24 protein-coding genes are annotated in these 23381 nt (G+C 44.3%); 23 read left to right on the top strand and 1 reads right to left on the bottom strand.

Annotated features, from left to right (window positions below; genetic code table 11):
• The first annotated feature begins 4 nt into the window (after window positions 1-4).
• Genes pseC through AC07N2_RS16225 form a run of 4 tightly spaced genes read left to right on the top strand, consistent with a single transcriptional unit; the run spans window position 5 to window position 3883 of the window.
• Window positions 5-1177, top strand: a complete 1173-nt coding sequence (gene pseC / locus AC07N2_RS16240) for a UDP-4-amino-4,6-dideoxy-N-acetyl-beta-L-altrosamine transaminase (RefSeq protein ID WP_494779170.1) — start codon at window positions 5-7, stop codon at window positions 1175-1177.
• A gap of 35 nt (window positions 1178-1212) precedes the next feature.
• Entirely contained in the window at window positions 1213-1911 is a 699-nt protein-coding gene (pseF, locus tag AC07N2_RS16235; RefSeq protein WP_494779169.1) for a pseudaminic acid cytidylyltransferase, read from the top strand.
• Window positions 1908-3005 carry a UDP-2,4-diacetamido-2,4,6-trideoxy-beta-L-altropyranose hydrolase gene (gene pseG, locus AC07N2_RS16230; RefSeq protein WP_494779168.1) on the top strand — a complete coding sequence of 366 codons (1098 nt, stop codon included), beginning with the start codon at window positions 1908-1910 and terminating at the stop codon, window positions 3003-3005. The genes pseF and pseG overlap by 4 nt, the downstream gene beginning before the upstream one ends.
• Window positions 3002-3883 (top strand): class I SAM-dependent methyltransferase, encoded by an 882-nt coding sequence (locus tag AC07N2_RS16225; protein WP_494779167.1) that lies wholly within the window; start codon window positions 3002-3004, stop codon window positions 3881-3883. Before pseG ends, AC07N2_RS16225 begins: the two co-directional genes overlap by 4 nt.
• A 68-nt stretch (window positions 3884-3951) precedes the next feature.
• Here the strand turns inward: AC07N2_RS16225 and AC07N2_RS16220 are convergent, their stop codons facing one another.
• On the bottom strand, window positions 3952-5244 hold the full coding sequence (locus AC07N2_RS16220; protein ID WP_494779166.1) for an MBL fold metallo-hydrolase: 1293 nt from the start codon (window positions 5242-5244) through the stop codon (window positions 3952-3954).
• Window positions 5245-5283: 39 nt separating this feature from the next.
• Here AC07N2_RS16220 and AC07N2_RS16215 point away from each other — a divergent pair, with 39 nt between their 5' ends.
• The 19 genes from AC07N2_RS16215 to rfbD all read left to right on the top strand — a co-directional run bounded on the left by AC07N2_RS16215 (window position 5284) and on the right by rfbD (window position 23272).
• Window positions 5284-5796, top strand: coding sequence for a GNAT family N-acetyltransferase (locus tag AC07N2_RS16215; RefSeq protein WP_494779165.1), 513 nt, complete (start codon window positions 5284-5286; stop codon window positions 5794-5796).
• Window positions 5797-5804: 8 nt separating this feature from the next.
• A complete protein-coding gene (locus AC07N2_RS16210; protein ID WP_494779164.1) occupies window positions 5805-6545 on the top strand; it encodes a WbqC family protein in 741 nt (246 codons plus the stop codon).
• 22 nt (window positions 6546-6567) lie between these two features.
• Window positions 6568-7617: a pseudaminic acid synthase gene (gene pseI / locus AC07N2_RS16205; RefSeq protein WP_494779163.1), complete on the top strand. Its 1050-nt coding sequence runs from the start codon at window positions 6568-6570 to the stop codon at window positions 7615-7617.
• Window positions 7618-7748: 131 nt separating this feature from the next.
• The gene (locus tag AC07N2_RS16200; protein ID WP_494779162.1) at window positions 7749-8417 is read left to right on the top strand and encodes an LbetaH domain-containing protein; all 669 of its coding nucleotides are present in this window, start codon (window positions 7749-7751) and stop codon (window positions 8415-8417) included.
• Window positions 8418-8516: 99 nt separating this feature from the next.
• A complete protein-coding gene (locus AC07N2_RS16195; RefSeq protein WP_494779161.1) occupies window positions 8517-9389 on the top strand; it encodes a hypothetical protein in 873 nt (290 codons plus the stop codon).
• Window positions 9382-10134: a class I SAM-dependent methyltransferase gene (locus tag AC07N2_RS16190; RefSeq protein WP_494779160.1), complete on the top strand. Its 753-nt coding sequence runs from the start codon at window positions 9382-9384 to the stop codon at window positions 10132-10134. The genes AC07N2_RS16195 and AC07N2_RS16190 overlap by 8 nt, the downstream gene beginning before the upstream one ends.
• A 10-nt stretch (window positions 10135-10144) precedes the next feature.
• On the top strand, window positions 10145-11083 hold the full coding sequence (locus tag AC07N2_RS16185; RefSeq protein WP_494779159.1) for a hypothetical protein: 939 nt from the start codon (window positions 10145-10147) through the stop codon (window positions 11081-11083).
• Window positions 11064-12065 (top strand): NAD-dependent epimerase/dehydratase family protein, encoded by a 1002-nt coding sequence (locus AC07N2_RS16180; protein ID WP_494779158.1) that lies wholly within the window; start codon window positions 11064-11066, stop codon window positions 12063-12065. Before AC07N2_RS16185 ends, AC07N2_RS16180 begins: the two co-directional genes overlap by 20 nt.
• Window positions 12062-13165 (top strand): DegT/DnrJ/EryC1/StrS family aminotransferase, encoded by a 1104-nt coding sequence (locus tag AC07N2_RS16175; protein WP_494779157.1) that lies wholly within the window; start codon window positions 12062-12064, stop codon window positions 13163-13165. Before AC07N2_RS16180 ends, AC07N2_RS16175 begins: the two co-directional genes overlap by 4 nt.
• An 11-nt stretch (window positions 13166-13176) precedes the next feature.
• Window positions 13177-14091, top strand: a complete 915-nt coding sequence (locus AC07N2_RS16170) for a glycosyltransferase family 2 protein (protein ID WP_494779267.1) — start codon at window positions 13177-13179, stop codon at window positions 14089-14091.
• Between the two features lie 39 nt (window positions 14092-14130).
• Window positions 14131-14952 (top strand): glycosyltransferase family 2 protein, encoded by an 822-nt coding sequence (locus tag AC07N2_RS16165; RefSeq protein ID WP_494779156.1) that lies wholly within the window; start codon window positions 14131-14133, stop codon window positions 14950-14952.
• Between the two features lie 163 nt (window positions 14953-15115).
• On the top strand, window positions 15116-16252 hold the full coding sequence (locus AC07N2_RS16160; protein ID WP_494779155.1) for a glycosyltransferase family 4 protein: 1137 nt from the start codon (window positions 15116-15118) through the stop codon (window positions 16250-16252).
• A gap of 3 nt (window positions 16253-16255) precedes the next feature.
• Entirely contained in the window at window positions 16256-17218 is a 963-nt protein-coding gene (locus AC07N2_RS16155; protein ID WP_494779154.1) for a UDP-glucose 4-epimerase family protein, read from the top strand.
• Between the two features lie 16 nt (window positions 17219-17234).
• A complete protein-coding gene (locus AC07N2_RS16150; protein ID WP_494779266.1) occupies window positions 17235-17795 on the top strand; it encodes a sugar transferase in 561 nt (186 codons plus the stop codon).
• 6 nt (window positions 17796-17801) lie between these two features.
• A complete protein-coding gene (locus AC07N2_RS16145; RefSeq protein ID WP_494779153.1) occupies window positions 17802-19775 on the top strand; it encodes a polysaccharide biosynthesis protein in 1974 nt (657 codons plus the stop codon).
• Window positions 19776-19810: 35 nt separating this feature from the next.
• Window positions 19811-20914, top strand: coding sequence for a dTDP-glucose 4,6-dehydratase (gene rfbB, locus AC07N2_RS16140; RefSeq protein WP_494779152.1), 1104 nt, complete (start codon window positions 19811-19813; stop codon window positions 20912-20914).
• An 11-nt stretch (window positions 20915-20925) separates the two neighbouring features.
• Complete coding sequence (gene rfbA, locus AC07N2_RS16135; RefSeq protein ID WP_494779151.1) at window positions 20926-21831, top strand: glucose-1-phosphate thymidylyltransferase RfbA; 906 nt, start codon at window positions 20926-20928, stop codon at window positions 21829-21831.
• Between the two features lie 2 nt (window positions 21832-21833).
• The gene (rfbC, locus tag AC07N2_RS16130; RefSeq protein ID WP_494779150.1) at window positions 21834-22379 is read left to right on the top strand and encodes a dTDP-4-dehydrorhamnose 3,5-epimerase; all 546 of its coding nucleotides are present in this window, start codon (window positions 21834-21836) and stop codon (window positions 22377-22379) included.
• Window positions 22376-23272, top strand: a complete 897-nt coding sequence (rfbD, locus tag AC07N2_RS16125) for a dTDP-4-dehydrorhamnose reductase (protein WP_494779149.1) — start codon at window positions 22376-22378, stop codon at window positions 23270-23272. The genes rfbC and rfbD overlap by 4 nt, the downstream gene beginning before the upstream one ends.
• Window positions 23273-23381 lie beyond the last annotated feature (109 nt).

The following is a 23381-nucleotide window of genomic DNA, read 5'->3' as shown; positions in this document are numbered from 1 at the left end:
TCAGATGATTCCCTACGGCAGACAAGATATTTCAGAGGACGATATTCAGGCAGTCGTTGATGTTCTGCGATCAGATTTTTTAACGCAGGGCCCTGCTGTTCCGGCTTTTGAAAGTGCGGTTGCCAATTATTGTGGAGCCAAACACGCGGTGGCTGTTAACAGTGCCACGAGCGCTCTTCATATAGCGTGCCTCGCGCTTGGCGTAGGGCGGGGGGATGTTGTCTGGACCACTCCAATAACATTTGTTGCGAGTGCAAATTGTGCTTTGTATTGCGGTGCAGAAGTTGATTTCGTTGATATTGATCCATCAACTTATAACCTGAGTGTTAGTTGTTTGGCTGCCAAGTTGGCCGCAGCAGAAAAAATAGGTCGGCTGCCAAAGGTAGTAATCCCTGTCCACCTCTGTGGACAATCCTGTGATATGAGGGGGATTAACGAACTAAGTAAAAAATACGGTTTTAAAATCATCGAAGATGCATCACACGCGATTGGCGGCAGGTACAGAGATGAGCCAATCGGGAACTGTGGATTTAGTGATATTACTGTTTTTAGTTTTCATCCAGTAAAGATTATTACTACGGGTGAGGGCGGGATGGCTGTTACAAATGATTCCTGCCTTGCCAAACAAATGCAATTGCTGCGCAGTCACGGCATCACTCGTGCTGCTGCTGAGATGACGCAAATTCCGGATGGTCCTTGGTACTACCAACAAATCGAACTTGGTTTTAACTACCGAATGACAGATATTCAGGCTGCTTTAGGCCTGAGTCAGTTTCAGCGTTTAGATGAATTCGTCTCTAAACGACATGAAGTCGCAAGAAATTATCATGATTTTTTCAAAGGATGTCCGATAATGACACCTTGGCAGCATCCTGATAGCTATTCGGCTTTTCATTTATATGTAATTCGACTTGATCTTGATGCTGTTAAGGCTAGTCATCGAGAAGTTTTTGAGCGCTTACAAGTTGCTGGTATCGGGGTGAACTTACATTACATTCCTGTTTATCGCCAACCTTATTATGCAACTCAAGGATTGTGTTCAAGCGAGTTTCCTGAAGCTGAGCGCTATTACGCTGAAGCCATTAGTTTGCCTATGTATCCAACATTAACGTTAGAGCAGCAGGTAGAAATTGTTCGGCGTTTGACGACCTCTATTGGCCATCAAACGCTTTTTTAAGTTGGGCGTTAATATCAATCTTAAATTTCTATTTTATGAAAATTGCAGTTATTCCTGCACGCGGTGGAAGCAAGAGAATTTTACGAAAAAATATTCGTCTGTTTTCCGGGAAGCCCATTATTGCTTATTCAATTCAAGCCGCTAAACAAAGTGGGTTGTTTGATCGGATTATTGTCTCTACGGATGATGAAGAAATTGGGAGTATAGCCAGGTTATGGGGGGCAGAAACCCCATTTATTCGTCCATCTGAATTGTCAGACGATCATACTGGAACAAGTGACGTCGTTACGCATGCGATAAATTGGTTTGCTGAAAAAGGTGAACAAGTTGAGTACGCCTGCTGCATCTATGCAACGGCTCCATTTTTAGAACCAACTTACTTGCGTAGCGCATTTCAATTGTTGTCTGAGGCAGATTGGCTTTATGTCTTTGCTGCTACTAATTTTGTTTTCCCAATTCAAAGGGCGCTTAAAGTTAATGAAAATGGAGCAGTGAATCCGTTTCAGCCAGAATACATGTTTGTACGATCGCAGGATTTGACACCGGCCTATCATGATGCTGGGCAGTTTTGCTTTGGTCGGGCGGAAGCCTTTGTTAAGCAAGTGCCGGTCTTTGGAGAGCGTTCGGCGATTGTCTCGATTCCTCCCCATATGGTTGTAGATATTGACACAGTCGAGGACTGGGTACGTGCTGAATTGATGTATCAAGCGATGGCATTAGGGAAGAGTCTGTGAGAGTGTTGATTCGTGTCGACGCATCCTTAAGTATTGGCTCGGGACACGTGATGCGTTGTTTGACTTTGGCTGACCTACTTGTAGAGAAGAGCGCGGATGTATATTTTGTCTCAAAAGAATCGCCCGGCCATCTGTGTGATTATATCGTCGAGCGTGGCCATAAGATTTTCCGCTTGCCATTAAATGAAGGTAAGGGACGTCGCACCCACGATGATGGGAGCACGGAAGTTGGAGGCGTTGATTTTTCTAATGACGTTCAGCAAATGAAGCAAATTTTTGCTGAGTATCCAATATTCGATTGGTTAATAGTTGATCACTATAGTCTTGGAGTATCTTGGGAGCGACAACTAAGACGAAATGTCAAAAAGTTGATGGTAATTGATGATTTAGCTTCGCGTGTTCATGACTGTGATTTGTTGTTGGATCAAAATTTTTATGGGGGAATAGCAGATCCGTACGATCAGTTGGTTCCGGCTTCTTGCGTCAAATTAATTGGTACAGCTTTTGTATTGTTGAGATCGGAATTTATTGTCTCTGAAGATAAAATTCGAAGAAGAAAAGGAAACGTTAGGCGCATCTTGATTTTTTTTGGTGCATCAGATATCCACAACGAAACGTTAAAAGCGCTACGAGCTGTTTGCTTGCTTAATAAGCCTGAGCTAATGGTTGATGTTGTAGTGGGGGGAAACCATCCGTTCAAGCAATCAATTCGTGATTTCGCTTTGAAGTTTCCGCAAGTGTCGTGTCACGATTACGTTGATCGTATGAGCGCTCTTATGTTGGAAGCAGATTTATATGTTGGCTCTGCTGGCATTACGACATGGGAACGTTGCTGCGTGGGTCTGCCAGGGATTGTGATGGCTGTTGCCAATAACCAGATAAAACCTTGCGAATATTTAGATCGCGCTGGGGTTATTAAATATATTGGGCAAGCATCGGATATTTCCAGTGAAAATATCAGCCAATTTTTGCGAGATATTATCTCAACCCCGGATATATTGGATGAAATGAGTATGAAAGGCAGGGCACTTGTAGATGGGGTTGGTGCTAGCCGATGTGTGTCAGCATTATTTCAGTATGGAGATATTAATTGAGTGAAAAAAAATACCAAATTATCGTAGATCCTGAATTCGGTTATCTACGGGCTGATCCAGTTCCAAGTCTTGATGAAGTGGAACGGTTTTATCGCGAAGAGTTTTATACGGGAAAACGTTTCAATGATTCGTCTCTTGATGTTCAACGAGAGGGCAAAGATTTTTATGATAGCCGCTGGGAAGGAATTTATAAACATTGCAAAAATTTTTTCGGAGATCGAACTTTTTCTTTGTTCGATATCGGTTACGGCTATGCGCAAGCACTTTTATATTTTAAGAATAAGGGTGTAGCTGTCAGTGGACTTGATCCTGCGCCACAGGGACTTGAATATGCGCGCGGCTTAGGGTTGGATGTTTATCAAGCAGGGATTGAGGATTTCTCATGCGTCGGCGATCGCCGTTTTGATGTCGTTATGCTCTTAAATGTTTTGGAACATTTAAGAGAACCGCCCATAACTTTGAAAAACATTAAAGAAAAATTACTGAAAAATGATGGTCTCTTGGTTATTGAAGTGCCAAATGAATTTAATGATTTTCAAAAAACGGCAGTTAAGGAGCATGGTTTACCTGAGTGGTGGGTTTGCCCTCCAGCACATTTAAATTATTTTTCTAATTCTTCGCTCATAAAATTGCTTAATTTATGTGGCTATGATGTTGTTCATAGCGAGGGATCATTTCCAATGGAGTTGTTTTTATTGATGGGCGATGTGTATGTGGGAGACCCCTCATTAGGAAGGCAATGCCACAACAAGAGAGTTAAGTTCGAGGAAGTTTTACGAAAGCACGGAAAAGAAGAAAAATTAGGTCAATTTTATCAAGCGTTGGGTAAGTTAGATCTGGGTCGTCAATCCTTGGTTTTTGCAACACCTCGTAAATAATGTGACTGGTAAGGTAAGTAATTGTATGTAAACGGCATGCAGTATTAAGTACTGCATGCATGCGTGAATTAAATCCGCAGATAATTTAGCAGCGCATATATCTCGGAATCATAGTTATTGGGGGTGCGGTCGTAATCTAAAAATAGAGCCGCATCGGCAATATTCCAAGACATGTGGCCTACTAATAGCATTATTAATAAAGAGTTTGGCGCTGCAATCCTGAGATATGGTTGTTTCAATTCAGCGGTTGGTGAGATTTTTTGGATCTCTGAGGATTTAAGATTGACAAGGAAACGTTCCTTTTTATCTTTTGCATCAAAATAAAAAGAGAAATCGGGGAAATATTTCTGTCTTTCTTGAGCTTGCCATAAACGTATACGAGCGCATTTTAGGATTCGTTCTAAAGACACGCTAGGACTAAACTCAAATTTTTCGTGATCATATTTCACATTTTTTAATGATGAGTTTACGTAAGTATCACGATCAATTTCGGTTTTGTGTTGATAAGGCGTCTCAGGAATTTTTCTTTGTTGCCCAAAATCGAATGCTTGCCCTGAATTGAGTAATAACAACTTGTCCACTAAACCATTTTCTAATAACGGAGTTTGTACAATCCCTGGTGCTGGTGGGTGGGAAATGAATTCATTTAGATTTGCTCGACTTCCTCCAATTACATATTGATCTGCGAAAGGAAGTACATATTTAGGATTCAAGGTACGAACGTTGTCTACGAATGAATTGATGCGAGAATTTAAAATCCGCATTTTTTCAGACAATTTCTCTTCGTTTGAAAGATTAACGTAGCAAGATGGGTAGCCAGATCCTCCGGAATATGGAAGCAAGGCAAGATCTACTTGGCCATAATTTTGAAGAATATATTGAATCCCAGCAACATATGGTTGGCAATCGTTTGCGTTGTATACAATAAAATTATCCCAGCGCAATAATAGGGCTGAGTCTATGACTCTCGCCATTTCATTTGATGGATCTGGTTCTACAATATCTACAATAAGACCCGGTTCCAGCTCAGTTGGCGTCCTAGGTTTTACTAAGTGAATTTTTTTGAAATGAAATCCATGAGTTTGCAAAAACCGAGCAACAAAATTGGGTTCTCGATCCATTAAAATAATTTCAGCATCTGCATTAATATGTTTAATGGTTCCAGCTGAACAATGATCTTCATGAATATGTGAGATATAGACATAATCCAAGCGACCAAGTGCCTCTATACCTATGTTAAGAGGAGGGTAGTGATACCAGGAGCCGTGAAATATTCCATCATCTAGCCAAGGATCGAATAAGATTCGTTTTCCTTTGTGCTCTATGAGCGCTGTTGCGCCTCCAAAATTAACGATTTTCATGGTTTTCTGATTGATTTAGTAATGGTGCAATAATACAACATGAGTAATCCGCTAAGTGATTCCATTCGACTAGTGCCATTGAGCAAGAGCCACGAGACTTTAACTTTTTCTTGGCTGCACGATCCTGTTTTGCGAGCTCTTTTTTTTCTGAAAACGGAACCGGATTGGGATTTGCATCAAGTATACTTTGACAAAGTCTTAAGTGATAGGTCGCAGCATTTGTTTGCAATCATGCGAGGACGTGAGCATGTGGGGAATTGCGGCTTGAAGCATATTAGTCGTGAGCGAGAGAGTGCCGAAATGTGGATATATATCGGTGCAGCTCAAATCAGAGGGAGTGGTGTCGGTAATTTAGCAACGAACTTGTTATTGTCGGAAGCTTTTAAATACTCGTATGTGAATACGGTATTTTTGCATGTTGCAAAGACAAATGACATGGCACGCCATATATACAAAAAGAACGGTTTTGTAGAAATTGATATGTTTTCTCAGGAATGGCTCGCTCGGAAAGCGGAGGTTGTGTGTATGAAGGTGGATAGGAGTTTTCTGTGAGGGTTGCAATGATGCAGCCTACATTTTTCCCGTGGCAAGGCTTTTTTGAATTGGTTTTTCAGGCCGATACATTTGTGATTCTTGATGATTTTCAGTTTTCATTACAGAGCTTTCATCAACGGAATCAACTTTTCGTAAATCATAATCAAGTCGATTGGTATACCGTACCAGTATTGAAGGCATTTTCTTACGGTGCTCCTCTCAACGAATGCCATGTCGATGAAGCTGCCTTCTGGCGAAAAAAAATGATTCAGCGCCTTCGTCATAACTATGCGAGGTCTCCATTTTTTGAGCAAGTTTTCCCCGGTATTGAGCAAATTTTATCGTCAAAAGTCGAATCATTAGCAGATCTTAATGTTCAGATTATTCGATATATTCTTGATATCTTCCAATGGCGAAAAGATATTCGATTTAGCTCTGAGCACCCTTCGGATTTGAAGCGTTCGTGGCGAGTTTTGGAGTTGCTTGAATGGTGTCAAGCTGATCAATATTTCTCAGCAGCCGGTTCATTTTCGTATATGAGAGAAGATGGGTTATTTCCGAGAGAGAATATTGAAATATTTTTTCAGGATTTTCAATGCAAGACTTATCGTCAAATTGGCTCGTCAGCAGGATTTGTTGCATACCTCTCTGTTTTAGATTCGCTATTTAATATAGGGCCTGTCGAAACTGCGCATATTATTTCTCAGGGTACAATTAATTGGAGATCTTGGGATTGTATGAAGATTGCAGTTGACAGGGCAGCATAATTTTATTTGTAGGAGAAGTCAGGTGGAATTTCACATTGGAGATAGAGATATAGGGCAGGGTCATCCGCCTTTTATAATTGCTGAAATGTCGGGTAATCACAATCAGTCTCTTGAAAGGGCTTTGGAAATTGTTGAGGAGGTCGCAAAAACTGGAGCTCACGCTTTAAAAATACAAACATATACTGCGGCAACAATGACATTGAATCTCGATGTTGGAGAATTCTTTGTGACAGATCCAGAAAATTTGTGGCACGGAACTACGCTGTATCAATTATATGAAAATGCTCATACTCCTTGGGAGTGGCATAAGCCGATTTTTGACCGTTGCCAAGAACTGGGGCTGATTTGTTTTAGCACGCCGTTTGATGATACGTCGGTTGATTTTTTAGAAGAGCTGAATGTTCCATGCTACAAAATTGCGTCATTTGAAAATACCGACCTGCCATTAATTCGTCGGGTTGCGGCTACAGGCAAGCCTATAATTCTGTCGACAGGAATGGCGACCGTTGCAGAGCTTGATGACGCCGTGAGAGCCATCCGCGAAATGGGGAATCAAAATTTTGTCCTTCTCAAATGTACTAGTACATATCCTGCCACCGCACAGTACTCTAATATTTCGACAATTCCACATTTACGTCAGCTTTTTGGATGTGAGGTTGGCTTGTCTGACCACACGATGGGTATCGGAGTTGCGGTGGCTAGTGTCGCATTAGGAGCTACGGTGATTGAGAAGCACTTTACTTTAAGTCGTGCCGATGGCGGTGTAGATTCCACATTCTCAATGGAACCAGAAGAAATGAGATTGTTAGTGAGTGAGTGTGACCGCGCTTGGCAGGCTCTTGGCCATGTAAGCTATGGTGCCAGCGAGGCAGAAGAAAAATCATTGCGCTATAGACGATCGCTGTATATTGCGAGCGATATGAAAACGGGAGATGTTTTCACCCATGCTAATTTGCGAGCAATTAGACCAGGCTTGGGTCTTCCGGTAAAGCATAGGGATATGTTGTTGGGACGAACTGTTAAGAAGGATGTAAAGAAGGGGACTCCCTTAAGCTGGGATTTGATCGTGTAAATGGGCTAGCACGTTTGATTGTAGGGACTGTTTGAAATAATTTCCCCCCATTAATTTTTATCGTTTCGCTCAAAAAATTTATTTATGTAATTCTTAATTGCATAAATAAATAACTAGTAAAAAGAAAATTTATGTTGTTAGAACTATCTCCGTTAGATTTGCAGAAACTTGTTGTTAAGCAAATAGATAATTTTTTGTTGATCTCCGAGCTTGAGAAAGCTACGGTGAATGAAGTTATTCCAGAGGCGTTAGCTAGAGCAGAGTACTGTTTTTCGTTCTCAACGAATAAGTATTATCAAAAAAACGGAGAGACCTACTTTAATCCGTTTCATAGTGGCCAGTATGCAATTTTTCTGTATTTTTTGTCGAACAGTATTTTTCGCAGGGATCCAGATGATTTTCAATTGGCGAGCAAAGTATATTATCTGAACAAGGTATTGAATTCTGTAGAATTATTTTATGAGGTTCAACTGCCGAAGGTATTTTTTGCCGATCATCCTATTGGAAGTGTGATGGGGCGAGCATCTTATGGTGATCGATTTTCATTTGCACAAAATTGCACAGTCGGAAATAACCACGGACGTTATCCTACGATTGGAGAGAACGTCACGATGGCAGCTGGAGCAACCATTTTGGGAGGGGGGAATATTGGAAATAATGTGATTTTGTCTGTCGGCGCTTACGTAAAAGATACCGATATCCCTGACAATTCAATTGTTTTCGGCGCTTACCCTAACTTACTTATTAAGCCAAGGGATGAGGGTTACTTTCAAGGGTTGAATACAAGGCCCATTAAGTGATGTCGTATGAAAGCGTTGGGGGAGTGTACGTCCACAAATTCTACTTTGTAAGGCTGAGCTCTCCTTCTTTAGTGCATAGTTTATTTAAAGAATCTTCAAATGTATCCAGGCTCTGGTTTCTATGGCATAAAAAAAATTCTATTTAACCACGCCAAATTGCCGGAATTTTTGCCATTTCCGTTTGCTGTGCAGCATGGATGGCAGAGATTGGGGCATAATTTTGAGGCAGAGTCTAGGCCGCCTGAGATCTGGGTGTGGTCTGCGCGTATAGCCGACAACTTAGCTCAATTTTATCCTCCGGAAAAAATCAGGGTTGTGGGCTCATTCTTTTGCTATCACACCCAGTCTTTTAAGGACGACATAAAATGTAATGCCAACAAGGCCGGTAGTATATGCATACCGCCGCACTCTTCTCATCATGCCAAAACTCTGTATTCGTCTGAAAATTTTGCGAGATATTTAAATAGTCTCCCAGATGAATACAAGCCAATCCGAGTGATGCTGTATTACCTTGATATGACCCCAGAGGTTGTCGATACTTATCAAAAATATGGTTTCGATATCGTTACAAACGGTGAGTTGTCAGATGACTCTTTTATAGAGCGGTTTGTAGAAAACATAAGTGGTAAAAAATATTGTATTTTTAGCGATCTTGGAAGCGGAGTATTGTTCTCATTGAACTTGGGTTTGCTTCCGCATCAAGTTTTGATAACGTCGAGTATAGATAATTGGGGAAACCCTCACTTATCTGAGAGATATATTTCTGACTCCAAAAAATTCGATCAAGATTTTTTGATGACGTTAAACGAACAGAGTTGTAATGAAGAGCTAGGTGAAAATTATTTAATGAGCCCGAGTCAAATGCGCTATGTAATTCTGCGAGGCTATTTTAAAAAAGAATTTTTAATAACGCTGGCTCGGCGTGTGGGAGGGAAAATTTTGCGGAAATTTGGTTTGCGAAAAAATGTATAAATCAATATATAAAAAATATAAGAATTTCTATTTCGCACAGCAATTCAATCCAAGTTATTTTTGGGGAATGCTTTTAAATCCGTTTTATTTTGCTAGGAAGGGGCTTTTTCAGGCAACTAGTATTCTTGCGCCATATTTGGAGGGTGATGTTCTGGACGTGGGTTGCGGATCAAAGCCATATCAGAAGCTTTTTATAAATGCTAAGAGTTATGTTGGTCTGGAATACGATACCCCTGCAAATAGACGGAGTAAAAATGCAGAGTATTTTTACGATGGCACTCAGTTTCCATTTCTGGATTCTCATTTTGACAGCTTGGTATGTAATCAAGTGTTTGAGCATGTCTTTAATCCAAACGAATTCATGGGGGAAATCTATAGGATCATGAAGCCGGGCGGTATTCTTTTGCTTACTGTTCCGTTTGTTTGGGACGAGCATGAGCAACCTTATGATTTCGCTCGATATTCTTCGTTTGGTATACGCGCTATTTTAGAGAAGCAGGGCTTCACCATTATTGAACAACGCAAATCAATAGGCGATATTCGGGTAATTTTCCAGCTACTCAATGCTTATATTTTTAAGAAGACTATAACGAAAAGTGGTTTGCTGAATATGCTGTTAACGGTGGGGCTAATGGCGCCTTTCAATATCCTGGGGGAATTCTTGTCTTTTATTACTCCACGTAACGTAGATCTATACCTGGATAATATCGTCTTGGCAAAGAAGATTGACGCTGCTCATGCATAAATTTTGCACCTTGTTTGACTCTAATTATTTGACCCGTGCTTTGGCGCTGTATCACTCTTTGAAGAATACAGGGGAGCCATTTCTTCTTTATGCGGTGTGTTTCGATGATTTAGCATACAAAGTGTTATCTAAACTTGGTTTGCCTGATCTAATCGCGATTTCTTTAGATGAATTTGAGACATCTTCATTACTCGCTGTTAAGCCGCAACGGACGGCGGGAGAATATTGCTGGACTTGCACTCCCCATGTTATTCGCTATGTCCTAGAAACATACCATTTGCCGGATGTGACTTATCTGGATGCCGATCTTTATTTTTATGAGAAGCCCTCTATTTTATTTAATGAGTTCGAGCAAAGTGGGGCATCAGTATTAATTACTCCTCATCGTTATACGCCACGTTACGATCAATCGATTGCTTCGGGAATTTATTGCGTTCAATTTATGACGTTCAAAGCAAATGTACATGGCTTGAATATCCTCCAATGGTGGCAAGATCGCTGCCTGGAATGGTGTTACAACCGAGTTGAGGACGGTAAGTTTGGAGACCAAAAATACCTCGATAACTGGCCGCAGCAGTTTGAGAGTGTGCATGTTTTGCAGCATGTTGGTGGCGGCGTAGCACCTTGGAATGTTCAGCAGTACAGCTTGAGTAGTGAGGGAGAGACGATTTATGCGGATGAATGGCCGGTAATTTTTTATCATTATCACGGATATAAACAGTACACGGACAACACGCACGATCTGGGCGGATATAGGTTTACGACGGCGGCGATGAACCTACTTTACCGACCTTATGTGCAATCCTTGCAGGAAGCAAAGCAGGAGATCATGACGGTTGCGCCTGATTTTGATCGCGGGCATTCAATGCGGTCTTTGTCCTGGAGTACGCCATTGCGCAATCTGCGCCGACGGCTCAAGGGGGAGTTTAATGAATATCAATTCATATAATGGCAAGCGCGTACTGATCACCGGCGGTATCGGTTTTATTGGCTCGAATCTGGCGCGGCGCCTAGTTGAATTGGGTGCGTATGTAACAGTGGTCGATAGTTTGATTCCGGCTTATGGCGGGAATCTTTTCAACATCGCCGATATTCGGCCGCAGCTTACTTACAATATTAGTGATGTACGTGATCCACATGCGATGGCTTATCTTGTCCAGGATCAGGATTTCTTGTTTAATCTGGCAGGACAAACCAGTCATCTTGATTCCATGATGGATCCGCAAACGGATCTGGATATCAATGCGACTGCACAGTTGACTATTCTTGAAGCGTGCAGAAAGGCGAATACGGGTATCAAACTTGTTTTTGCGAGTACCCGGCAACTTTATGGAAAGCCTGATTATTTGCCTGTAGATGAAGCGCATCCGATTCGGCCAGTCGATGTAAATGGCATTAACAAGTTGGCAGGCGAGTGGTATCACCTTTTGTATAACAACGTCTATGGCATTCGTGCTTGTGCGCTTCGGCTGACGAATACCTACGGTCCGGCAATGCGAGTAAAGGATGCGCGGCAGACCTTCCTTGGTATCTGGGTGAAATTGCTTATCGAAGGCAAGCCTATAAAGGTGTTTGGCGACGGTAAGCAACTGCGTGATTTCAATTATGTAGACGATTGCGTAGATGCTCTGTTGTTAGCGGGTGCTAGTGATGCGGCAAACGGCAAGGTTTATAACCTTGGAAGTCGGGAAGTGATCAATCTAGGTGATTTGGCTGAATTGATGGTGAATCTGGGATATGGTGGAATGCATGAACTGGTGCCATTCCCATCCGATCGCAAGGCGATTGATATCGGCGATTATTACAGCGATTTTTCTCTGATATCGAACGAGCTCGGGTGGACCCCCAAGATTGATTTACGGGAAGGTCTGCAGCGGACCATGGAATACTATAAAAAATATCATCAGCATTATTGGGACGCAGAAAAATGATTTTAATGAATGACTTCAAGGCCGAGTCGGATGATATCCGCGACGCCATGCTGGGCGCTGCCAAACGCGTACTCGATTCCGGATGGTATGTGCTGGGCAAAGAAGTCGAGAGTTTTGAGCAGGAATGGGCCGCTATTTGTGGTGTCGCTCATGGTGTTGGTGTTGGTAATGGCATGGATGCTATTGAAATTGCCCTGCGCACTTTGGATATAGGGCCGGGTGATGAGGTGATTACCACATCAATGACAGCCTTCGCTACCGTCTTGGCAATATTGCGTGCAGGTGCGACCCCGGTTTTGGCTGATATTGAGTCGAATACAGCATTGCTATCCATTGATAGTGTTCGTCGTTGTGTGTCAGAGAGAACGAAAGCCGTGATATTGGTCCATCTATATGGGCAAATCCGTGACATGACGTCTTGGGTGTCATTGTGCAACGAGCAAGGTATTAGTTTGATTGAGGATTGTGCGCAAGCACATCTAGCGAGCTTGAACGGTCATGTCGCAGGTGCATTGGGCCGTGCTGGCGCCTATAGTTTTTATCCAACTAAAAATCTTGGTGCGCCAGGCGATGGCGGCATGCTGGTTACGCATGATGAAGCAATTGCAAAAAAAGCAGGGCGTTTGCGTAATTATGGACAGAGCGTGCGGTATCAGCATCCAGAGTTGGGGATGAATAGCCGTCTGGATGAAATCCAGGCGGCCATGCTTTCTGAGCGGCTCAAATGGTTGGCGGGGTACACGGAGCGCAGGCACGAAATCGCGGAAGCGTATCGAGCAGGGATTAAAAATTCACAGATAAAGATGTTGAGTGCCCCGCAGGAAAGAACGGCACATGTTTATCACTTGTTTGTTGTGACCTGTGATGCACGTGATCAATTACAGGCCCATTTGCAAGCAAACGGCGTGCAGGCACTCATTCACTATCCTGTTCCTATTCATCATCAAAAGCCATGCTTGACTATTGCTCGTGATCCGCTTGGCTTGTGCCGTAGTGAACATCATGCGAATACTTGCATATCCTTGCCTTGCCATCCGCACATGACTGATAGAGATGTGGCTACAGTTATTGACGCAGTAAATTCGTTTAAGACCAAGTAGATGTGAAAAATATGACCTTGGCTTTGCCAGCAAAAAATCATAGAAAAACCAATAATGCAATGAAGAATGGGCTTATGGCGCAAATAGAATCCAAGCCTTTGATAACGGTGATTATCGCTGTTTTTAACGGTGTAAAGACGCTACAGCAATGTATCGATAGTGTTGCTCAACAAATGTACGAAAATAAAGAGTTAATCATTATCGATGGTGGTTCTCAAGACGGGACAGTCGATTTATTGAAGAAAAATGGCGAGCAGATAAACTACTGGGTTTCAGAACCGGATCAGGGAATATATAACGCTTGGAATAAAGGTTTGACACAAGCATCAGGAGATTGGATTTGTTTTCTTGGCGCAGATGATTATTTCTGGGATAAGCAAGTACTGGAGAAAATGGCTATTGAATTGATTGTGACGCCGCCTGATATCGGAATCGTTTACAGTCAAATTATGCTTATTAATGAAAGCGAAGAGACGTTATATTCAGTTGGTGAGCCTTGGTTGAAAATAAAAGAACGTTTTAAAAGTTTAATGTCTATCCCACACCCAGGCACGATGCATCGACAAAATTTGTTTGATCAAAAGGGAACATTTGATGAATCCTTTCGTATAGCTGGGGATTATGAGTTGTTACTACGAGAGTTGAAAACTGGTGATGCAAAGTTTATTCCAGATTTGATTCTGGTTGGGATGCGCCAAGGTGGTATTAGCAGCAATCCTGAAAATACATTGATGGCCTTGAGAGAGGTAAGACGTGCGCAGCAAATGCACGGACAAAAAAACCTGAGATTGTTATGGTTAATGGCGGTGGGAAGGGTGTATGTAAGGTATGTACTCTGGCGTTTTCTAGGAGAGGGGGCATCAAAAAAAATGTTTGATATTTATAGACGCCTCAAAGGAGGGAAATCCTATTGGACAAAAATATAATTTGCTCCCTGAAGATATATTAATAAAGAAGGTCATTAAATGAGTGTAGTTTCTTCTGTCGCGCCCATTAGTGTGGTTATTCCCTGCTATCGCTGCCAATCTACTATTGGCCGAGCAGTGGACTCTGTGTTTTCTCAAAGAACGGCTCCTGTAGAGGTCATTCTTATTGATGACTTCAGTGAAGATGGGACGCTTCAGATACTAAAGACGCTGGAACATAAGTATATTGGGCGTTTAAGAGTAATTCAATTAGAGAGAAATCAAGGAGCAGCATCTGCTCGTAATGCTGGATGGAAAGTAGCAACCCAACCCTATATTGCTTTTCTTGATGCAGATGATTCTTGGCATTTTGATAAACTGCAACTCCAATACGAATACATGCGGTGTAACCCAAACGCAGTTTTATGTGGGCACCAGTGTATCTGGGTGCACGACAGTGTCCAACCGATATTGCCATCAACATTTCAAGTGACTGCAATTAGTGCGCGTAGCTTACTTTTCAAAAATGCATTTTCCACACCGACTGTGATGTTGAAACGCGATATCGGATTCCGCTTTCAAGAGGGAAAGCGTTGTGCAGAAGATGTTTTGCTGTGGCAGCAGATTGCATTTTCTGGTTCGTTGGTAGTGCGAATAGAAAGCCCATTGGCTTATGTCCATAAGCCGTTTTATGGCACCGGGGGGCTAAGCGCACAACTATGGGCAATGGAAAGTGGAGAATTGGGTAATTTTATTTATTTATATAAAGCAAAAAAAATCAATTTATTTCTTTGCGTGGTTGCTATTGCTTTTTCTTTCGCTAAATTTTTGAGACGCCTATTTGTGACACAGTCAAAGTCTTTGCAAATAATTTTTAAATAAAAGAAAACCGGCTCACTGTCGCACCTTCGTTCATCGGCGTACGAGAAATGCGGAGAGAGTAACGTGCAAGGGCATGAATTACAGAGGGAAATTCCGTTAAATTAAAACAGTGCAGGTCGTGTTGAATTGTGGCAATAGTATTATTGAAGGGATTGAGAATATCTTGAAGAAGCTTTGTTACATCGCGACGATTCCTGCTGTCGTTCATGCTTTTTTGCGCGCACACATTAGCACTGCTGCAACAAAATATGAGGTAACTGTCGTTTGTAATTCGCTTGATAAACATTTACTGGCAGATATTAACGCTCGTTTTATTTTCCTGCCTATCCGGCGAAAGCCTTCTCCTTGGCATGATGCTTTAACTTTGCTTCAATTATTTGTGCTTTTTCGGAAAGAGCGATTTGATATCGTGCATTCCATTATGCCCAAAACGGGGATGTTGGCTATGTTTGCCGCTTGGCTGACTAACGTTCCGACACGGATGCACACATTTACCGGGCAGGTTTGGACGAACAAACAAGGGTGGAAGCGTAGTGTATTAAAGGGCTTTGATCGTTTGATTGGATATTGCGCTTCTATAGTACTTGCCGATAGTGGATCGCAAAGAGATTTTTTGATCCAGGAGCGAGTAATTTCCTCAGGGAAAATATCAGTAATTGGGGCAGGATCTATCTGCGGCGTTGATTCAAAACGTTTTTTTTCTAACGCTGAAACTAGAAATAAAGTTCGTGACGATCTGAAAATCGCACAGGATGCCAAAGTGATTCTTTTTGTCGGGCGCCTCAATCACGACAAGGGGGTTCTTGATTTAGCGATGGCATTTACCGCGATTTCTCAAAAATATTCAAATGTAGTTCTGTTACTGGTCGGCTCCGAGGAGGATGTCTCTGTTCAGCAACTTTTGTTGATGTGTGGGGAGGGAGGAGAGAGTATTCGCTACGTTAATTTTACCTCGCACCCTGAATCCTATATGAAGGCAGCGGATATTTTTTGCCTTCCAAGTTATAGGGAAGGCTTTGGGTTGACTTTAATTGAAGCTGCCGCTTGCGGTTTGCCTGCGGTCGCTTCTCGCATATATGGCATTGTTGATGCGGTGGAGGAAGGGAAAACCGGCTTGCTTTTTCCTGCAGGAGATGTCCACGCATTGACTGAAAAATTATTGACACTTATCTTGAACGATGACTTGTGCTGTCAGATGGGTGAGGTAGCGCATATGCGTGCGTCGACATTATTCTCGTCCGAGAAAATAACATCTCAGATGCTTGCAATGTACGATCGGCAATCTGAGAGTCGGGGCTAAGAGATGGCCGTATCACCGCCAATAAGTATCCCAAAACGAGTTTTGGTGACAGGGGCAAATGGATTTGTCGGTTCAGCCTTATGTGATGAATTAAATAGACGGGAATATATAGTGCGAGGGGCAGTTCGAAATAGCCTGTCTCTGCCAGAAAATATTGAGCCCGTGCTTATTCATGCAATAGATGCTGAAACTCCTTGGGGAAATGCATTTGATTGTGTGGATGTAGTGATTCATTTGGCTGCTCGTGTGCATGTGATGCACGAAAATGCAGGCAACCCGCTGGGTGAATTTCGCAAAATAAATGTGGAGGGAACTGAGCGCCTGGCACGTGCAGCTGCGGCAAATGGTATCAAGCGATTCGTTTATGTCAGTTCCATCAAAGTAAACGGTGAGTCGACGAGAAGAGATGAGATGTTTGTTGAGTCTGATAGGGTTTGCCCCCAAGACCCCTATGGAATTTCGAAATGGGAAGCTGAACAGGCTTTGCATCGAGTAGCAAAAGAAACTGGGTTGGAGATTGTGATTATAAGACCCCCTCTTGTTTATGGCCCTAAGGTAAAAGGGAATTTTTCTCAAATGCTGAAGGTAGTACGTAAGGGAATACCATTGCCATTGGCAGCAGTTGATAATTTGCGCAGTCTGATTTATGTCGGCAATCTGGTGGATGTCTTGATTCTTTGTGCAATGCATTCAGCTGCAGCTGGAAAAATCTACCTTGTGAGCGATGATGAAGATGTTTCAACTTCAGATTTGTTGCGTGAACTAGGTAAGGCAATGGGGGGGCAAGCGCGTTTATTGCCTTGCTCCCCCATTTTATTGAGGTTGGGAGGACGTTTATTGGGGAAATCTGATCAGATAGAGCGTTTGCTCGGCTCCTTGCGTGTAGACAGCGGTAAAATTCGCCGTGAATTGGGTTGGATACCTCCATATTCATTACTGCAAGGTTTGCAGGCTACAGCTATTTAGTTTTTGAATACTTATGTTGAAACGCTCGTTTGATTTACTGCTGTCCATCATTGCTGCTTTTTTGTTGGCCGTACCGGTTATTGTCGTTGCATTAATGGTGCGAATAACATCGGCAGGGCCAGCAGTGTATTGGTCTGATCGTGTGGGTCGGCATAATGAAATCTTTAAAATGCCGAAATTCCGAACGATGCGAATAGATACGCCAGCAGTGGCAACGCATTTGCTTTCGAATCCAGAACAGTTCTTGACGCCGATAGGCTCTTTTCTACGACGTTCAAGCTTGGATGAATTGCCCCAGTTATGGAGTATTCTGCGTGGGGATATGAGTTTCGTCGGTCCGCGTCCGGCCTTGTTTAATCAGGACGATCTGATAGCACTACGCACCCGCTGTGGCGTCGATCAGATGACGCCAGGCTTGACAGGGTGGGCGCAGATTAATGGGCGTGATGAGCTGCCGATCCCGGAGAAGGTACAGTTGGATGTGGAATACATGCAGCGACAATCCTTCTGGTTCGATCTGAAAATCATATTCCTTACGTTTCTTAAAGTGCTAAAAAAAGACGGTATTACCCACTGAGCCAAGATGAAGCCCTTTCTTGAATTACCGCGTTTTCAAAAACAGCTGATCGCCGCTACGGCTGATCTACTTTTACTGCCGCTCACTTTTTATCTGTCGGTACTGCTGCGTTACGACAGCAGTACGCCGCAGTTATTCCAGATGTATTTCTGGATGATAGTCGCAGCGCCGTTGATTTCCATTCCGATTTTTCTAAGGCTGGGTCTTTACCGTGCGGTGATCCGCTTTATCGATCAAAAAATTGTATATGTGGTTGTGTTGGGGGTAACGCTGTCAGTTGTTTGCCTGGCAGCCCTGGCGACCTTTACACATACTGTCACCTTGTCGCGAGGTGTTTTTGGTATCTATTGGGTCAGCGCCATACTGTACGTTGTTGCCAGTCGTTTTCTCGCGCGTGGTTACCTGCTGCGGACAAATGATAAAAGCGGTGCGATACGCGTCGCGATTTATGGCGCGGGGCATTCGGGGATGCAGTTGGCCAGCGCGCTGCGTGCAGGGACTGCGTATCTTCCTGTGGCTTTGCTGGACGACAAAAAGGAATTGCAGGGAGCAACGATTGCCGGCGTAAAAGTGTGGGCGCCGGATTGCTTGCCCAAATTGGTCGCGGATAAACAGGTGCAGGAAATCTTGCTGGCGATGCCATCCTTGCGGAAGGCAGAACAAAAAATTATTCTTGAAAGACTGGAGCCGCTCAAGGTCAAGATCAAGGTGACGCCGCCGATTGCCAGTCTGGTCAATGGTGAATTGCGAGTGCAGGATATACGCGATATCGAAATTGAGGATTTATTGGGCCGCGATACGGTAGAACCGAATGCGCAATTGCTGACTACCTGTATCACCGGGAAAACCGTGTTGGTAAGCGGAGCCGGCGGCTCGATAGGTTCTGAATTATGCCGCCAGATCATTCGTTTGAAACCCAAACGTTTGTTGTTGCTGGATATATCGGAATTTGCGCTTTATTCGATCGAGCAGAATTTGCGCGAGATCGAACAAACGCAGCATGAAAATATAGAGTTATTGCCTTTTCTCGGCTCGGTGCTGGATGCGGACAAGTGCGAGCGTATTTTGCGCACCTTTGCAGTTGATACCATCTATCACGCGGCGGCGTACAAACATGTTCCGCTGGTTGAACACAATCCGATTCAAGGCATACGCAATAATGCATTTGGCACCATGACGTTGGCGCAAGCTGCGATTGCTGCGAAAGTTGCCTGCTTTGTTCTTATTTCTACCGACAAGGCGGTACGTCCAACCAATGTAATGGGAACGACCAAACGTTTGTCGGAGCTGATTTTGCAGGGACTGTCGCGTGCACAGAGCCAGACGCGGTTTTGCATGGTGCGTTTCGGGAATGTGTTGGGTTCTTCCGGTTCCGTTGTTCCATTGTTTCGCAAGCAAATCATGGCAGGCGGGCCGATTACCTTGACGCATCCTGAAATTACCCGTTACTTCATGACGATTCCGGAAGCAGCGCAGCTGGTATTGCAGGCGGGTGCAATGGGCGAGGGCGGCGATGTCTTCGTGCTGGATATGGGCGAGCCGGTCAAGATTCTTGATCTCGCCACGCGCATGGTGCATTTCAGCGGGCTGGAAGTGCGTAGCGCATCCAATGAGTCCAGCGATGCGATCGAGATCAGGCATGTCGGTCTTCGTCCAGGCGAAAAATTGTATGAAGAGTTGTTGATCGGTTCTAACGTTGAAGGTACGCAACATCCCTTGATCATGCGCGCGCAGGAAAACGAAATTCCATGGCTTGAGTTGCAGACATTGCTGTTGGAACTGCAGTGGGCTTGTGATCAATTCGATTATGCGCAAGTACGCGCCATGTTGCAGCGGATCGTCAGCGAATACGCGCCGCAATGCGGAATAGAAGATTTGCTTTGGCTGGAAAAGAATGGTGCTTCAGGTGATGATCTGTCACAGCAATTGGAATCTGATACGCCTCTAGTCAAGCCTGGATTGCGGCAGGTGAGTCCGTAGTGCTCTGTATGGTTACTTGTAAATAGGAAAATGGCATGATTTTAGTGACGGGCGGCGCCGGTTTTATCGGTTCGAATTTTGTGCTCGACTGGTTGGCGCAGAGCGATGAGCCGGTGGTGAATGTCGACAAGCTGACCTATGCCGGCAATCTGAATAATCTGGCTTCGCTGCGTGACGACACGCGACATATATTTGTGCATGCGGATATTTGCGACAGCGACAAAATGCTGGAATTGCTCAGCAGATACAAGCCGACTGCTATCGTGCATTTTGCTGCAGAAAGCCATGTGGATCGTTCTATCCACGGCCCGGCAGAATTCGTGCGTACCAATATCAATGGCGCTTTCAGCCTGCTGGAAGCAGCGCGCACTTACTGGTCGCAACTGGCGGGCACAGAGAAAGAAAAATTTCGCTTCCTGCACGTTTCCACCGATGAAGTGTATGGCACGCTGGGCCCTGACGATGCCCCGTTTTCCGAGACGACTGCGTATGCACCGAACAGCCCTTATTCTGCATCGAAAGCAGCGTCAGACCATCTGGTGCGTTCCTATCATCACACATACGGTTTGCCGACACTGACCACGAATTGCTCGAACAATTACGGCCCATATCATTTTCCGGAAAAACTGATTCCACTGATCATCGCCAATGCGCTTGCAGGAAAATCACTGCCTATTTATGGGGATGGACAGCAAATTCGCGACTGGCTGTATGTCGGCGATCACTGTACCGCGATACGTCGGGTGCTGCAAGCCGGCAAGTCGGGAGAAACCTACAATATTGGCGGCTGGAACGAAAAAGCCAATCTGGATGTAGTCCATACCTTGTGCGATATGCTGGATGCATTACAACCGAATGCTGCGAGCATCAGTTATCGGGAGCAGATTACTTATGTCACTGATAGACCAGGCCATGATCGCCGTTATGCGATTGATGCGCGCAAGATAGAACGCGAACTTGGCTGGAAACCTGCCGAGACCTTCGACAGCGGTATCAGGAAAACCGTGCAGTGGTATCTGGATAATCAGGCGTGGGTGGAGGATGTGCAGTCTGGCGATTACATGAAGTGGCTGGAGAAAAATTACCAGCAACGCAATGCTGCTAGTGAGTTACACAACAAAGTACAAGAAAAAATTTAGCAGGAAGCGACATGACAATACCGCAGGCTAATCCAGCATCACGCAAGGGCATCATACTGGCCGGAGGCTCAGGCACGCGTCTGTATCCGGTCACGATTTCAGTCTCCAAACAGTTGCTGCCGGTGTACGACAAGCCGATGATTTATTATCCGCTAACGACCCTAATGTTGGCAGGGATACGCGATATCTTGTTGATTTCTACACCGCAGGATACGCCGCGTTTTCAAGAGTTATTGGGTGATGGTAGTCAATGGGGAATTAATCTGACTTATGCAGTGCAACCCTCGCCGGATGGCTTGGCGCAAGCTTTCATCATTGGTCGCCAGTTTGTTGGTAACGGCCCATCTGCTTTGATTTTGGGCGATAACATTTACTATGGCCATGCTTTTGATCAACAGCTAAAACAAGCGTCCGATCGTACTAGTGGTTCGACGGTCTTTGCTTATCATGTGCAAGACCCTGAACGTTACGGTGTGGTTGAGTTCGATGTAGAGCGTCGCGCAGTCAGCATTGAAGAAAAACCGTTAGTGCCGAAATCAAATTATGCCGTGACGGGTTTGTATTTTTACGATAATCAAGTGTGCGATATTGCGGCATCAATCAAGCCATCGAAGCGTGGTGAGCTTGAGATTACCGATGTGAATAAATATTATCTGGAGCGCAACGAACTCAATGTTGAGTTAATGGGGCGCGGCATGGCATGGCTTGATACAGGGACGCACGAATCATTGCTGGAGGCGGGCCAATTCATCGCCACGATTGAAAATCGTCAAGGCTTGAAAGTCGCCTGTCCTGAAGAAATCGCCTTCCGTAAAGGCTATATCGATGCAACACAGTTGGAGAAACTGGCTGAGCCATTAAAGAAAAATGGTTACGGCCGTTATCTATTGCGCATCCTCGACGATAAAGTATTTTGAATATGAATATCGTCAATACAAAAATTCCAGAAGTGTTATTGATTGAGCCAACCGTGTTTGGCGATGACAGAGGTTTTTTCTTCGAGAGCTTTAACGAAAAGCATTTTGCAGAGGCCATCGGCAAAACAGTCCAATTTGTACAAGACAATCATTCCAAATCAGCGCGTGGCGTATTGCGTGGTTTGCACTACCAGATACAACAAGCGCAAGGAAAACTGGTTCGTGTAGTGTCGGGCGAAGTATTCGATGTTGCTGTCGATATCCGTAAAAGCTCCCCAACTTTCGGCCAGTGGGTGGGCGCAGTTTTATCCGCAGAGAATAAGCGGCAGATGTGGGTCCCAGAAGGGTTTGCGCACGGCTTCGTTGTGACCAGCGAGTCGGCAGAGTTCTTGTACAAGACGACAGATTACTGGGCGCCGGAATACGAGCGTTGTATTGCATGGGATGACCCCGCTATCGGCATTCAATGGCCGATTGATGCGTCGCCAGTTTTGTCGGGCAAAGATCAAAAAGGACTGCGACTGGCTGAAGCAGAGGTGTTTGCTTGAAGATATTGCTTACCGGTGGAACGGGACAGGTTGGCTATGAACTGGAGCGTACGCTGCAGGGATTGGGCGAGATTGTTACGCTTGATCGTAGTCAAATGGATTTGAGTAATCTGGATCAGGTCCGTGATGTCATCCGTACGATTAAGCCGCAACTAATCGTCAATCCCGCAGCATATACCGCAGTGGATTTGGCTGAGCGCGAAGTCGAGCTTGCGATGCGCATCAATGCAGAAGCACCAGAAGTAATGGCAATCGAAGCGAAGAAATTGGGTGCGGCAATGATCCATTATTCGACTGATTATGTCTTTGATGGTGATAAAGCAGAAAGCTATACGGAAGAAGATGTACCGAATCCACAAAGCGCTTATGGCCGCAGCAAGCTGGCGGGTGAACTGGCAATTCAGGCTTCCGGTATTCCCCATTTGATTTTGCGTACCAGTTGGATCTACGGTGCGAGAGGTAAGAATTTTCTATTGACGGTACGTCGTCTGGCACAAGAACGGGATGAACTACGTATTGTCGCTGATCAGTTTGGTGCTCCGACATGGTGCCGTACGATAGCGGAAGCGACCGCTCATGCACTGATACAAATGCAGAGGTATTCCGGCACACAGAAAGATGCGGATTTGGATCAGGATGTCTGGTTTAGTCGCGGAGGGCTTTATCACTTGACGGCACAGGGGAGGACAAGTTGGCATGGTTTTACGCAGGCGATTGTTGCACACGCGTCCATGCTCAAGAAGCCGCTAGTCACACCAATTACAACGCAAGATTATCTGCTGCCGGCCAAACGTCCACATAATTCCTTATTGTCTTGCGAACGCTTTATGCAAACATTTTGCGGTTTGCCCGCATGGGATGATGCGCTGAAACTTTGCCAGGACGGGATGTAGTTCTCAGATAATAATCTGATGAGACATAAAAAAGCTGCCCGGTAGTCGCTAAGAATGGCGATTCCCGGGCAGCTTTTTTTGATCGCACGAGATAGACGCGATCAACTCA

The organism is Herminiimonas sp. GW821-FHT09C12, from assembly GCF_059416385.1.
Note: the sequence above shows the minus strand (reverse complement) of the source record. Positions and strands in the feature narration are given on the sequence as shown.

Bases quoted from the DNA above. Each gene is read 5' to 3' on its own strand.
- pseC (WP_494779170.1), top strand. From the start codon at position 5: ATGATTCCCTACGGCAGACAAGATATTTCAGAGGACGATATTCAGGCA.
- pseF (WP_494779169.1), top strand. From the start codon at position 1,213: ATGAAAATTGCAGTTATTCCTGCACGCGGTGGAAGCAAGAGAATTTTA.
- AC07N2_RS16220 (WP_494779166.1), bottom strand. From the start codon at position 5,244: ATGAAAATCGTTAATTTTGGAGGCGCAACAGCGCTCATAGAGCACAAA.
- AC07N2_RS16215 (WP_494779165.1), top strand. From the start codon at position 5,284: ATGAGTAATCCGCTAAGTGATTCCATTCGACTAGTGCCATTGAGCAAG.
- AC07N2_RS16210 (WP_494779164.1), top strand. From the start codon at position 5,805: ATGATGCAGCCTACATTTTTCCCGTGGCAAGGCTTTTTTGAATTGGTT.
- AC07N2_RS16200 (WP_494779162.1), top strand. From the start codon at position 7,749: ATGTTGTTAGAACTATCTCCGTTAGATTTGCAGAAACTTGTTGTTAAG.
- AC07N2_RS16195 (WP_494779161.1), top strand. From the start codon at position 8,517: ATGTATCCAGGCTCTGGTTTCTATGGCATAAAAAAAATTCTATTTAAC.
- AC07N2_RS16190 (WP_494779160.1), top strand. From the start codon at position 9,382: ATGTATAAATCAATATATAAAAAATATAAGAATTTCTATTTCGCACAG.
- AC07N2_RS16180 (WP_494779158.1), top strand. From the start codon at position 11,064: ATGAATATCAATTCATATAATGGCAAGCGCGTACTGATCACCGGCGGT.
- AC07N2_RS16175 (WP_494779157.1), top strand. From the start codon at position 12,062: ATGATTTTAATGAATGACTTCAAGGCCGAGTCGGATGATATCCGCGAC.
- AC07N2_RS16170 (WP_494779267.1), top strand. From the start codon at position 13,177: ATGACCTTGGCTTTGCCAGCAAAAAATCATAGAAAAACCAATAATGCA.
- AC07N2_RS16165 (WP_494779156.1), top strand. From the start codon at position 14,131: ATGAGTGTAGTTTCTTCTGTCGCGCCCATTAGTGTGGTTATTCCCTGC.
- AC07N2_RS16155 (WP_494779154.1), top strand. From the start codon at position 16,256: ATGGCCGTATCACCGCCAATAAGTATCCCAAAACGAGTTTTGGTGACA.
- AC07N2_RS16145 (WP_494779153.1), top strand. From the start codon at position 17,802: ATGAAGCCCTTTCTTGAATTACCGCGTTTTCAAAAACAGCTGATCGCC.
- rfbB (WP_494779152.1), top strand. From the start codon at position 19,811: ATGATTTTAGTGACGGGCGGCGCCGGTTTTATCGGTTCGAATTTTGTG.
- rfbA (WP_494779151.1), top strand. From the start codon at position 20,926: ATGACAATACCGCAGGCTAATCCAGCATCACGCAAGGGCATCATACTG.
- rfbC (WP_494779150.1), top strand. From the start codon at position 21,834: ATGAATATCGTCAATACAAAAATTCCAGAAGTGTTATTGATTGAGCCA.